Genomic DNA, 13,384 nt, shown 5'->3' with positions numbered 1-13,384 from the left:
ATGATACCACGCCTTGTTTCGGCGAGAGACACTTCTCTACATCAAACCGGCGCCTTCACCCGTCGGCTGTCGGCACTCGGCTTTAGCGGTGACGTGGAGATAGATGACGGTGCCAGGACGGTCGCCTCGACCGACAATTCCATCTATCAGGTCAAGCCGACGGCAATTCTCTATCCGCGCGGCACGGATGATCTGAAAATCATCGCCAAAGCCCTATCCGAACCAGCCTTTTCCGATCTTGTCATCGCCCCGCGCGGTGGTGGCACCGGAACGAACGGACAATCCCTTACCTCAGGCGTCGTCGTTGACTGCTCCAGGCATATGAACCGGATCCTGGAGATCGATCCGGTGCGAAGGGTTGCCCGTGTCGAGGCCGGCGTCGTCAAGGATCAGCTCAACAAGGCGCTGAGGGCCTATGGGCTGTTCTTCGCGCCCGAGCTTTCCACCTCCAACCGCGCCACGATCGGCGGCATGATCTCCACCGATGCCTGCGGTCAGGGCTCGTGTCTCTACGGCAAAACCAGCAACCATGTTCTCGGCCTTCGCGTGGTGCTTTCCGATGGCAGCGATTGGTGGTCGCGTCCACTTGGCAATACCGAGCTGAAGGAGATCAAGGCTCGTGACGATCGGATCGGCGAAATTCACCGGGTAGTGGATGCAATCGCCAGGGACAAAAGCGAGCTGATCGCGGCCACTTTCCCGAAGCTCAATCGTTACATGACCGGTTATGATCTTGCCCATATCGGGCGCGAGGACGGCCGCTTCGATCTGAATGCGGTGCTGTGCGGATCGGAAGGCACACTTGCTTTGATTGCCGAGGCCGAACTCAACGTGCTGCCGATCCCGGCACAATCGGCCCTCATTAACATCCGCTATGATGATTTCAACACGGCGCTGGAGGATGCCAGGCGGCTGGTGGCATTGAAGGTGGCCTCGGTCGAAACAGTCGACGAGAAGGTGCTGGGTCTCGCCAAAGGCGACATCGTCTGGAGCGGCATCGCCCGCTTCTTCCCTGAGGATGCATCCGGCGCCGCCAACGGCATCAATATCGTCGAGGTGCTGGCTGATGATCGCGACGAGCTAGAACGCAAGCTCGCGGATGTCACCGCCGCGCTTGATGACCGCTCGTCAGCGCGCCACAAGGGCTATACGATCGCCCGCGAAAAGGCCGAGATCGAAGCAATCTGGTCGATGCGCAAACGCGCTGTCGGCCTGCTCGGCAATGTTGAGGGGCCGGTGCGGCCGGTGCCCTTCGTCGAGGACACTGCCGTTCCGCCCGAACATCTGGCCGCCTACATAAGAGAATTTCGCGCCCTTCTTGACGCCGAAGGGTTGGATTACGGCATGTTCGGCCATGTCGATGCTGGTGTGCTGCATGTCCGCCCGGCGCTCGATCTTACCCGCGTCGACCATCAGCCGCTCGTCCGGAGGATCAGCGACGGCGTGGTTGCCCTCACCCGCAAATATGGCGGCGTGCTCTGGGGTGAACATGGCAAGGGCGTTCGCTCGGAATATGTCCCTGAATATTTTGGCGAGCTTTATCCGAGCCTGCAGGACATCAAGCGCGCATTCGACCCCGGCGATCGCCTCAATCCGGGCAAGATCGCATCCGGCTCATCCCGCCCGTTGCTGAAGATCGACGAAGTGTCACTGCGCGGCGACTTCGATCGTATCATCGGCAACGACATCCGTGCCGCCTTCGACAATGCAGCCTATTGCAACGGTAATGGCGCCTGTTTCGATTTCGACGCGACAAGCCCGATGTGCCCCTCCTTCAAGGCGACCGGCGACCGGCGCTATTCGCCAAAGGGCCGCGCGGCGCTGATGCGCGAATGGCTGCGCATGCTGGCGGAGCGGAAGATTGACCCGCGGCGCGAGGCGGAAGTGCTACGTCGCGCCAATCCTTTCGGCAATCTCTTGCGGCGAGTGGTCAACTCGCTCAATCCGGTCAATCGCGACGACTTTTCCCATGAGGTGCGGGCGGCAATGGACACCTGCCTCGCCTGCAAGGCCTGCGCCGGCCAATGTCCCGTCAAGGTCAGCGTCCCGGCTTTTCGATCGAAATTCCTGGAGCTCTATTACGGTCGATACCTTAGGCCGCTGAAGGACCCAATCGTTGCGGCCATCGAAACGACCCTGCCGCTGATGGCGCGCTTCAAGCCCGGCTACAATCTGCTCACCGGGTCGACCGTCGGCCAGGCCTTGATGCGGCTTGCCGGTCTCACCGCGCTTCCCGCCATGCCTGCAGTATCGCTCGAACGGGAAGCCGCTCGTCTCCGTGTGCAGGTTGCCACTCCGGAACTGTTGGGAAAGCTCTCCGCAGAGGAGCGGGCCCAAGCGGTCGTCATCGTTGCCGATGTCTTCTCCACCTATTTCGATCCGGCCGTCGTCATCGCAGCGCTCAAGCTCGCCCTGAAAATGGGTTTCAAGCCGTGGCTCGCCGGATCACGGAACAACGGCAAGGCCTTGCATGTGCACGGCTATCTCGGTCGCTTCGAGAAAGCGGCGGCGAAATCGCGAGATTATCTCGATCGCATCTCGCAACTAGGCATCCCGCTTGTCGGCATCGATCCGTCGATGACGCTGACCTATCGCAGCGAATATGCGGCCCTGCCTTCAGCTAAGCTGCACGCGCCGGTGCTGCTGCTTCAGGAGTGGCTTGCGGCCAATCTCGACCGGTTGCCGACGCCACGGGCTTTGCCGCAAGAGCGCTTCACGCTGCTTGCCCACTGCACCGAACGGACGAATGCTCCGGCTGCGCTCAAGCAATGGTCCGTGCTTTTCGGGAAATTGGGTATCAAGCTCGATATGGCCGATGTCGGCTGCTGCGGCATGGCCGGCACCTTCGGCCACGAGGTGCGCAATCGCGCCATCTCGGAAAAGCTCTACGCAATGAGCTGGGTGGACAGGATTGCCGAGAGCGGCAATCAGACGGTCGTCATGGCCACCGGTTTTTCCTGTCGCTCGCAGGTCGCTAAGATTGATCATCAAGCCATCCCACATCCCGTCGAGATCCTTAAACGGCTAATCGATTAGCTTTCGTAAAGCTTCCTCAAGGGCTGAAACATATGTGGCGCCCGAAGGCGCCACATATAAAAACAATTAGAAGAATAGCCGCTTAGACGGCTTCTTTCATCCTGATCTTCTCAAGGCTGTAAACCTGTCCGAAGCGATTGGCGAGGAAATCGCTGAGATCGATTTCTTCCTGGCAGACGAAGCCCTTGGAGGGCAGTTTGCCCTGAGCGAGAAGATCGAGCACGGTCGTAATGCCGGCAGCCGTGGTGATCTGGATGGCGCTCATCTTCTTGCCCGCGACAATGCCTGCATAGACCTTGTTGGCATAGGTTTCCTGCATGTAACGGCCCTCACGCCAGCCGCAGACGGTGACGAAAACGACGACCACATCCTGCATGGTTGCGGGCAGCGCGTTCTCGAAGAGATCCTTCAGCACATCGCGACGGTTCTTGAGGTTCAGGTCGTTCAGCAGTGCCTTGATGATAGCCTGGTGGCCGGGATAGCGGATGGTGCGGTAGTTCATCGTCCGCACGCGGCCAGCCAAAGTCTTGGCGAGCGTGCCGAGCCCACCGGACGTGTTGAAGGCTTCATAGGTGACGCCGTCGAGCGAGAATTCCTCGCGCTCTTCCATGGCCGGAACGGTAACGAGCTTGCCTTCGACGATCGCTTCGCAGGGCTCGATATATTCGTTGATCAGGCCGTCCGTGCTCCAGGTCAGATTGTAGTTCAGAGCATTGGACGGATATTGTGGCAGTGCGCCGACGCGCATGCGCACACTGTCGAGGCTGTCGAAACGCTTGGCGAGATCGTTGGCGACGATGGAGATGAAGCCCGGCGCAAGTCCGCATTGCGGGATGAAGGCAGTATTTGCTCCCTGAGCCAACTCCTCAACCTTCTTCGTCGTCGCGACGTCTTCGGTGAGGTCGAGATAATGGACGCCGGCTTCAAGTGCCGCTTCGGCGACGAAGCCGGTGAGATGGAACGGTGCGGCCGACAAGACGGCGAACTTGCCCTTCAGAACGCCAACGAGCCCGGCGCGGTCGGCAATATCGACGGCGGCGGTGGAAATCGCAGGATGGTGGTCGATCTTGTCCAGCTGTTCCTGGCTGCGGTCGGCGACAACGACCGTGTAATCGCCCGTTTCGGCCAGCATCAGAGCAATTGCCCCACCGATCTTGCCCGCGCCGATGACCACTATGTCTTTCATATGACTCCCCTGCATTTCATTGATAAGATTTTTATAAGTGTAGGTAGGAGTTGAACGATTCATAGCGACAAAAAATGCATTTCGTTGTAGAAAACTATACAAACTGACGAATGGAATTTGCAAAATGCAGGAGCCGCCATGCAGGTTACCGATAAGGACCGCGAACTGATCGCCATGCTCGGCCAGAATGCCCGGATGCCCGTCGCGACTCTCGCCAAAAAGCTGTCGCTGTCGCGCACCACCGTTCAGGCGAGGCTCGAACGGCTGGAGCGGGAGGGTGTGATTGCAGGCTATGGCGTGCGGCTGTCGGAGACCTACTCGTCCGGCCTCATCCGGGCGCATGTGCTGATCACGATCGCGCCGAAAGCGCTGTCGGTCGTGACCGCATCGCTGAATGCGATCCCCGAGGTCACGACGCTTCATTCCGTCAGCGGCACGTTCGATCTGATCGCCATTATCGCAGCACCGTCGATCTCCGAGCTGGATCAGCTGATCGACGGCATCGGCACGATCGACGGCGTCGAACGCACCCTGTCGTCCATCATTCTTTCGACCAGGATCTCGCGTTGAAAGTGGCCGATTACGCGATCGAGACCGGCTCCATCTCGGGTGTAGTGGAAAGCACCGCTTCCTTCAAAGCCTGCGAATAAGGATGCTGCGGATTGTCGAGGACGGCGCGCGCACCGCCCTGCTCGACGATCTCCCCTTTCTTCATGATGATGATGCGATCGCTGATATAATAGGCGGTCGCCAGATCATGGGTGATGTAGATGATCGACAGCCCCAGCTCTTTCTTCAGCTGACCGAAGAGATTGACGATCGCCATTCTCAGCGAAGCATCGACCATCGAAACCGGCTCATCGGCCACCAGCAGACGGGGCTGCGGTATGAGCGCGCGAGCGATGGCGGTTCGCTGCAGCTGGCCGCCCGAAAGCTCATGCGGAAATCGCCCCTTCACCTCGGCAAGCGTCAAGCCGATATGGGCAAGCGCCTCGTCTGCGATACGCTCGACATCGGTTCGGCTTGGCCTTGGACCCATCGGCGCAAAATTTCTTGCCGTTTCAAAAAGATATCGATCAACCCTCTTGAGGGGGTTGAACGCTTCGAACGGATTCTGAAGGACCGGCTGCACCTCCCGCATGAAGGCGCGTCGTTCGGATCGGCCATGAATGGCCACTGGTCTTCCACGAAAATTCAGGCTGCCCGATGTCGCCGCCGTCTGGCCAAGGATCATCGCCGCAATGGTCGATTTGCCGGAGCCCGACTCGCCGACGATGGAGAGGATTTCCGGCTCCTCTCCGAGGCTCAGACTGACATCGCGAACCGCCGTGATATGACGGCGACTGAGCATGCCGCCTTGACGATAGATCTTGCTGACATGAGAGAGTGAAAGAAGATCGCTCATCGCGCTCCTCCCGTCACCGCGAAGCAAGCGACACGTCGATCCGGCTCTACCGCCACCATGGGCGGAACTTCGCGGCTGCAAATGTCCATGCGCTTCGGGCAGCGCGGATGAAAACGACATCCCTCCGGCGGCATGGCGAGATTGGGCGGCCGTCCCTCCAAGGAAGGCCGTGTCGAGGCATCCCCGATCCGCGGCAGGCTTGCGACCAGATGCTGCGTATAGGGATGCAGCGGCAGATGGAAAAGCTTGCGCGTCGGCGCCTCCTCCACCAGCCGGCCGGCATAGACGATGCCGATGCGATCGGAAACCGCGGCGTGAACGCCCATGTCGTGGGTGACGAAAAGGAAGGACGACCCCATCTCGCGCTGTATCTCGCGGATCATCTGCAGCACGTCGCGCTGGACGATGACATCGAGCGCCGTCGTCGGCTCGTCGGCGATGATGAATTCCGGCGTCAGGATGGTCGCAAGCGCGATCGTCATACGCTGACGCATGCCGCCGGACAATTCATGCGGATAGGCATCGAGCAGATTCGCATCCAGCTTCAGCCGCTGAAGGTGAGCGCCAACCCGATCGAAGAAGGTGCCGCGATCGGCCTTCATGTGGCGGAAGGCGAAATCCGTGAACGAATGCCGGATGCGGCGCACGGGATTGAGCACATTCATCGATCCTTGCATGATATAGGAGAGATGCCGCCAGCGAAGCGATGCCCGCTGCTCCGCCGTCATGGCGTAAATGTCCTGAGTCCCATTGTTGAAATGGAATTTGACGGCACCGGAGACGACGCGCAGCGGCGGCCGGATGGCGCCCGCAATCGTCTTGATCAACGTCGTCTTGCCGCTGCTCGATTCACCGGCAACGCCATAGATCTCGCCGCGGCCGATCGACAGGCTGACATCGTCAACCGCCCGCACCTCGCGATCGACACCATAAAGGAAGGCCCGGTAATAGGCCCTGAGGTTGTTGACCTCGACGACAGCGTCCATCCCTCAGCCTCCCATCCGGTTCAAACGACTGCGGGGGTCGTTATATTCATTCATCGACATCGACAGCAGGAAGAGCGCCATGAACAGCACCACGATGGCGGCAACCGGCGCTGCAACCCACCACCATGTACCGGCGATCAGCGCCGAATGCGCATTGGCCCAATAGATCATCATGCCCATGGTCGGCGTTTCGATATCGGTGAAACCCAGCACCGCAAGCGTGATCTCCATGCCGATCGACCAGATCATATTGTTCATCGTGGTGGCGAAGACGATTGGCAACACATAGGGCAGATGCTCCTCGACGAGGATCTTGCGCATGCTCATGCCAGAATAGACGCTCTGCGTGGTGAAAGGTCGCGTCTTCAGGCTGATCGCAACCGAGCGGATCAGGCGCGCATCGTAGGACCAGCCGAGCGAGGCCATGACGATGATGAGCACCGTCCAGGTCATTTCATCCTTGAGCACAAAGTAGAACAGGATCAGCAGCGGAAACTGCGGAATGACCATGATACTGTCATTGATCGCCATCAGCACACGATCGACGGCACCTCCGGCATAGCCGGCCACCAGCCCCACGACAAGCGAGATGATGCGCGAGAGAATGGCGACGCCGATGCCAAAATAGAGTGTGTTGCGAAGCGCTGTCGTCAGCTGCCAGAAGACATCCTGACCACGCGATGTGGTACCCAGCCAGTACTGCCCATCCGGCGGCATGTCGGGCGGCAGCAGATAAAGATCGGCCGGGCCATAGGGCGAGAAATAGGACAGGATCACCAGCCCGACGATGATGGCGAGCAACAGAAGACCGAAGAGGAATTCCATATTCTGGCGTGCGAGGTCACGAACGATCGTCAGCATGGCCTACTCCACCTTGATGCGCGGGTCGATCAGCGGACCCAATATGTCGATGATGAAGACAGCCGCGGCGACACCGACGATCGACAGCGCGCTAAGCCCAAGGACGAGACTGTAGTCGCCTGCGTGCACGGCCGAAATCAGGAGATTGCCGATACCGGGATAACCGAAGACGATTTCGGTGATGACCGTGCCGTTGAAGACTGCGCCAAGGGACATGGCAAGGCCGGTGAACTGCGGCACCATGGCATTGCGGGCGATGTAGGAGCCCAGGATCTTGCGCTTCGGCACGCCACCGAGCTCGGCGAAAACAACATAGTCCTCGGTGATGATATTGGAGACGAGCGCCCGCATGCCGATCAGCCAGCCGCCTGTCCCGACAAGGATCAACGACAGTGCCGGCAGGATGGAGTGGCGAAGAATGTCAAGCACCAGCGCAACGGAGAGATTGAGGTTGGTGTTCATCTCATAACCGCCATTGATCGGCAGGATCGGCCAGACATAGCCGAAGAGAATGATGAGCACGAAGGCAAGGATGTAATAGGGGATCGGCTGCATGGCGATGAAAACCAGGCTGACAGCCTTCAGCACCGCGCTCTTGCGATAATATCCTGCGAGCGCGCCGATCATGTTGCCGAGAATAAAGGTCAGGATGACGGAAACAGTCATCAGGCCAATCGTCCAGGGCAACGCCCTCGCGATGATGGCGGAAACCGGCGTAGGGAATGCCGACAGTGACGGCCCGAGATCACCGGTCGCAAGACGCCCCCAGAAATGCAGATATTGCTGCCAAATGGTGCCCTCGAGACCGTAAAGCTCACGTAACGACTGCCGCATCAGCTCGACAGCGCGGGGATCGGATTGACCCATCTGCTGGATGGTCCCGATGCTTTCCTCGACAGGGTCGATCGGGGTCATATGGGTAATGTAGAACGTCGCGGAAATACCGAGGAAGACAACGAGCAAGAATTGGCCAAATCGTCTCAATACGAAAACTGGATAGGACGTCATGCCGCCGTCTTCCTTACTGCTTGCGCTTCATCATCAATTCAAAAGATTCGCCGGACGTGCCTAGTGTCCGGCGAAAGGTGCCCGATGCGGCGATTGCCGCATCGGGGTCGGGAGAAATCAGGGCTGTGCCGGCTTCAGCTTGACCATCATCAACCGGGAGTTCGCCCAATTGGGAACGGGGTCAGTATAGGGGTCGGCAATGGTCGGATAGCCTTTCCAATAGGTCGTATCCATTGAGGTGAAGACGTTATAGGACATCAGCGGAATGGTCGGCATTTGTTGCGCAACCAGCTTCAGATAGTCCTTGCCAAGTTCGATGCCCTTCGGATCATCGGCGCTGATGCGGCGGATGTTTTCGATGATCTTGTCGAGATCCGGATTGGACCAGCGCTGCCAGTTGCGCGGCGCCTGGTTCTCACCCTTCTTGGCGACAAACTGCGAATGCCAGCTGTCGAGGAAGAAGGACAGATCAGGATCGCCGCCCCACGTCTCGACACTCCACGCAATCGCAACCTGATAATTGCCGGGCTGCAATCCCGCCTGCCAGACGCTGGTGGATGGAGCAGCTTTGGAATCGATCCCGAAGGCTGCCCATTGCTGGGCGATCAGAGTGCCCGCACGGGTAAAGACGGAGCGAGTGTCGCCTTCGACCGTCAGACGGATCTTGAACGGCTGCCCGTCAGGCGTCATCCATTTGCCGCCCACCTTCTTGAAGCCGGCCTTTTCCAATAACTCGCCGGCAGCCTGGGGATCAGGCTTCCACCAGCCGTAGCCGAAGGCATTGCTGATCGCAGCAGGATCGGTCGGGATCTGATCCTTGTATTTCGGCTGCTTGCGCAGGATATCAGCAATCTGCTGACCGATCGTCGGATCATAGGGCTTGATCTTGCGCTTGCCGGTATCGATCTCGAAATTCTTCAGCCAATCCTGCATCGGCGCCTGGTAATCCGTCATGGCAACCGCCGTTGGCGGAACACCGAGTGCGGAAAGCGTGGCCGCACCGCGATAGCTCGCCATGTCGACTGCCTTGATATCGATCAGCAGTGCCAGCGCCCAGCGGACATCAGGATTCTGGAACAGCGGGTCCTGATTGTTGAAGATCACGGCGGGCAGCGTCGGATCCGGATGCGCGAAGGGGAAGCCAGGGAACCAGCTTTCGACAGTCTTCGACTTTTCCTTCAGCGTGAACATGCCTTCCGGCGTGTTGTCGTGAATGATATCGAGATTGTGCTCGAGCTGCGCGATCGTGCGCTTATCCGGCGGGCCTGGATCGACATAGGTGACATATTTCGGGGCTGGCTCGCCGAAGCGGCCAAGCGAGGTCCGCTGCCAATCGTCACGCTTCTCCCAGGTGTACCATTTGCCCTGTGGGTCGTAGGCCTTCAGCTTGTAGGCCCCGAGCGAAACGGGATTGGCATTGTCATAGCGTACTGGATCGGCGACCTTTTCGAAGACATGCTTTGGCATGATCCAGGCGCCGTTCCAGCGAACGGTGAAGATGGCGTGGAAACGCGAATTTGGCTTCTTCAGCTTGAAGACGACCGTATAGGGATCCGGCGCTTCGACACTCGCAACCTGGACTGAGAAGGCCGCGCTCCAGTTCATACCCGGATGGTCCATCTGGGTCTTGACGGTGTAGACAACGTCATCGGCGGTGAACTCGACGCCGTCACTCCAATAAAGACCTTTGCGAAGTTTCACCGTCATCTGGGTGAAATCGTCATTGTATTGTGGCTTGTCGGCAGCGAGTGAGTTGTCCCAGGCCGAGCCGCCCAGACCTTTCTCCGGATCGATGTACCAGAGCGTGTCCATCGTCAGCTGCTGGAGGCCGGTCGAAACGCCGCCGCCGCCATTGACCCAGATGTTGAACCAGCCCGGATTCTTGATCGTTCCCTCAGGGTTTTCGACGATCAAGGTCTCCTTGCGGGGCAAGGCGGTATAATCCTGAGCCTTGGCTGCCGCGATGAGGCCGAACGTGGCCAGCGCGACGCCGAAGGCAAGCTTCTTCCACTGCTTCATGATCTCCTCCCATTTTTATCGACTGCGCGGCACACTCAAGTAATGGTGAGCAGACCGCGATTTTCACCCCTTTTCCTGGCCGGCCGCTCAAAGCAGCGTGCGGCGGCCGGACCTCCAACGGGTCGTCAGTCGCCTCCTCGCGACTGTTCGACCGCTTTTAGTACCGGGTGTATCGCCCCGGCGACACGGCATCAGACCGCCAGCCGGATCACCGTGTAGGATAGCGGCTTCAGCGTGGCACGAAGCCGGCCATCCTCGATCTTGGCATCACCTGTATTGGTCGGGACGACCGCGTTCGGATGCGCTGCTGTGTTGGTTGCCTGCAGATCGCTGTGAACCATTTCATGCTGTTCGACGACACGGGCTCCGGCAAATCCCTCGAGGCGCGTATCGAGATCGAGCGCGCTGTCGGGATGGCGATTGACGGCAAAGAGCGTAACCATTTTGCCGAGCTCATCGTGTACGGCCGACACATCGAGATAGGGCACGTCATCGGCCTCGTCGCTGTCATAGGTCGGACCATCCGTGACGAGGCGCAGCGCGTAGCCGCGGCCATATTTCGAGGCGAAATAGAGCGGATAGTAAATGGTCTGCCGCCAGGCCGGACCGCCATCCTCCGTCATGATCGGCGCGATCACGTTGACAAGCTGGGCGATGCAGGCAATTCGCACTCGGTCCGAGCGGCGGATGAAAGTGTTGAGAATGCCGCCGACCTGCAGCACGTCCTCGAAATTATAGACATCCTCAAGCAGATGCGGCGCATCCGGCCATTCATCGCGGGCAAGGATCTCTTTGTCCTGCTGGTTGGAGTGATACCAGACGTTCCATTCGTCGAAGGAAATGCCGATGGTCTTCTTCGACCGCTTCTTCGCCTTGATATAGTCGATGACGCCGCCGATGGTGACGATGTAACGGTCGAGCTTTTCGGCCTTGGCGAGATAGTTCAGCGTGTTTCTCTCGCGGTTGGCGAAATACATATGCAGCGAGATGTGGTCGGCGCTGTCGTAGCACTGATCGAGGACCTCAGCCTCCCAATCGGGATAGGTCTTCATATCCGAATTGGACGAGCCGCAGACGACGAGTTCGAGCGATTTATCGAAGCCGCGCATGGCCTTGGCAGTCTCATCGGCCAGGCGTCCATATTCATAGGCAGACTTGTGACCAACCTGCCAGGGACCGTCCATTTCATTGCCCAGGCACCAGAGCTTCACCCCATGCGGGTCGGCCCAGCCGTGCTTGCGCCGCAGATCTGACCAGTATGTGCCGCCTGGATGATTGCAATATTCAAGGAAATTTCTCGCTGCATCCAGCCCGCGCGAGCCGAGGTTGACGGCAAGCATCGGTTTGGTATTGGCCTTCCTGCACCAATCGACGAATTCATTGACGCCGATCTGGTTGCTCTCGCGCGTCCGCCAGGCAAGATCGAGACGCACCGGTCGCTCGGAACGAGGTCCGATGCCATCTTCCCAATTATAGGCTGAAACGAAATTACCACCGGGATAGCGGCAGTAGGGCGAGTTGAGCTCGCGCACCAGCTCAATCACATCCTTGCGAAATCCGTTCTCATCGGCAGTCGGATGGCCCGGCTCGTAGATACCGCCATAAATCGCCCGGCCCAGATGCTCCAGAAAAGAGCTGTAAAGCCGATCATCGATGTCGGCGATTCGGAAATCACGGTGGACGATCACATGCGCCTTCACGGCCTTCCTCCCTTATATATCAGATATTTCGTTCTTGTACCTTGATCTTGATACACTTTTGGAAGGCCGTCAACATATTCAAGGCGGGAAATATCGCAAAAGTCACGGGCATAGCACCGGCTGGACGATAAAATAGCCAAAAAAATCAGCCACTTATGAAATATATGACTTATCGGAAATTAGCCCCGATAATATGCTATGTATCATAAATTATGATACTATTGTGCCAAATCGATGCGCATGAGGATATCGCGGCCATAATTGCCGAAACCGCGGCCGAAGATATTGATGCCACCGGTGTTGCGCGCATCGTCGGCGATCCCGATCCGCAGACGGATCGAGGAATGCTGACTGATGGCGAGGTCATCGATCGTCACATCGGAAGAGGCGACCCCGTCGATGAACGTGCCTTTTTTGGAGATTCGCCAGGTCTTGAGCTTGCCGTATTGAGAACCTTCGAGCTTCCACCAGCTTGGCGTGAAGGCCCCGCGCTTGTCGCCATAATCGCCGGGAGAGGTCCACGTGCCGACAGCAACGCCGTTGATCCAGACAGTGATGTCGGACGGCCAATCCGGATTGGTGCCGGGCACTTCGGATGAGAGCTCCATCGAGAATTCGATGGCATTGACATTCCGGTTCAAGATCTTGGCGTTGTTCGGGAATTTATATTCGACATGGCCGCGGCCGAACCAGAGAAGACCGGCCTGCATGCGTTGCGGGTCGAGGAAATAGTCGGGAACATCGAGTAGGCCGATAACGCCCTCGGTCGAGCACAGGCCACAAGGCGCATGCGTCTCGCAGCTCGTGTAGAGACCGATCGGCATGGCGACTTCGATCACGTCCTCATCATGCTTGAAGGCCTGGTCCTCGAAGCTTAACAGAATTTCGTCGTAAAGCGCGGTGCAGATCTTCTGGTAGCCTTTGCGCGCTTTCGCAGCCTTGGTTTCAACAAGACCGGCCTCCTCCAGGATCATGATACCAGTCGCGACGGTCGATTGCGGCAGATCCAGTTCCCGGGCGATTTCGTTGACATTCAGCGAGCCCCTAGCGCAGAGTAACTTCAGCATATCGACGCGCGCCGGGGCCGAAAGCGCCCTGAAGACCGCAGCGTTCTCACCCGCATAAATTGTCAGAAAGCCGCGCTGCATGAAATCCTGAATTCCCCATCAATACGTCTCATTTA

Annotated in this window: 10 protein-coding genes; 2 read left to right on the top strand and 8 right to left on the bottom strand. The window is 58.5% G+C overall.

What is annotated here, in order from left to right:
* Positions 1-3,036, top strand: a complete 3,036-nt coding sequence (ydiJ, locus tag PH558_RS08335; RefSeq protein ID WP_285203378.1) for a D-2-hydroxyglutarate dehydrogenase YdiJ — start codon at positions 1-3, stop codon at positions 3,034-3,036.
* A gap of 82 nt (positions 3,037-3,118) precedes the next feature.
* Here the strand turns inward: ydiJ and PH558_RS08330 are convergent, their stop codons facing one another.
* The gene (locus PH558_RS08330; protein ID WP_113407656.1) at positions 3,119-4,222 is read right to left on the bottom strand and encodes a saccharopine dehydrogenase family protein; all 1,104 of its coding nucleotides are present in this window, start codon (positions 4,220-4,222) and stop codon (positions 3,119-3,121) included.
* A gap of 138 nt (positions 4,223-4,360) precedes the next feature.
* Between PH558_RS08330 and PH558_RS08325 the strand changes: the two genes are divergently transcribed.
* Complete coding sequence (locus PH558_RS08325) at positions 4,361-4,792, top strand: Lrp/AsnC family transcriptional regulator (RefSeq protein WP_285203372.1); 432 nt, start codon at positions 4,361-4,363, stop codon at positions 4,790-4,792.
* Positions 4,793-4,802: 10 nt separating this feature from the next.
* Here the strand turns inward: PH558_RS08325 and PH558_RS08320 are convergent, their stop codons facing one another.
* The 7 genes from PH558_RS08320 to PH558_RS08290 all read right to left on the bottom strand — a co-directional run bounded on the left by PH558_RS08320 (position 4,803) and on the right by PH558_RS08290 (position 13,349).
* A complete protein-coding gene (locus PH558_RS08320; RefSeq protein ID WP_095436622.1) occupies positions 4,803-5,627 on the bottom strand; it encodes an ABC transporter ATP-binding protein in 825 nt (274 codons plus the stop codon).
* Positions 5,624-6,613, bottom strand: coding sequence for an ABC transporter ATP-binding protein (locus PH558_RS08315; protein WP_285203360.1), 990 nt, complete (start codon positions 6,611-6,613; stop codon positions 5,624-5,626). Before PH558_RS08315 ends, PH558_RS08320 begins: the two co-directional genes overlap by 4 nt.
* Before the next feature lie 3 nt (positions 6,614-6,616).
* Complete coding sequence (locus PH558_RS08310) at positions 6,617-7,474, bottom strand: ABC transporter permease (RefSeq protein WP_015342901.1); 858 nt, start codon at positions 7,472-7,474, stop codon at positions 6,617-6,619.
* Between the two features lie 3 nt (positions 7,475-7,477).
* Positions 7,478-8,482, bottom strand: a complete 1,005-nt coding sequence (locus tag PH558_RS08305; protein WP_285203354.1) for an ABC transporter permease — start codon at positions 8,480-8,482, stop codon at positions 7,478-7,480.
* Positions 8,483-8,599: 117 nt separating this feature from the next.
* Positions 8,600-10,501, bottom strand: a complete 1,902-nt coding sequence (locus PH558_RS08300) for an ABC transporter substrate-binding protein (RefSeq protein WP_285203350.1) — start codon at positions 10,499-10,501, stop codon at positions 8,600-8,602.
* Positions 10,502-10,692: 191 nt separating this feature from the next.
* The gene (arfA, locus tag PH558_RS08295) at positions 10,693-12,201 is read right to left on the bottom strand and encodes an arabinosylfuranosidase ArfA (protein WP_285203346.1); all 1,509 of its coding nucleotides are present in this window, start codon (positions 12,199-12,201) and stop codon (positions 10,693-10,695) included.
* A 218-nt stretch (positions 12,202-12,419) separates the two neighbouring features.
* Positions 12,420-13,349 (bottom strand): ArsR/SmtB family transcription factor, encoded by a 930-nt coding sequence (locus PH558_RS08290; protein ID WP_095436627.1) that lies wholly within the window; start codon positions 13,347-13,349, stop codon positions 12,420-12,422.
* Positions 13,350-13,384: the final 35 nt, after the last annotated feature.

Source organism: Rhizobium pantanalense, assembly GCF_030182525.1.
In the GTDB taxonomy this organism is placed as follows: Bacteria; Pseudomonadota; Alphaproteobacteria; order Rhizobiales; family Rhizobiaceae; genus Rhizobium.
Note: the sequence above shows the minus strand (reverse complement) of the source record. Positions and strands in the feature narration are given on the sequence as shown.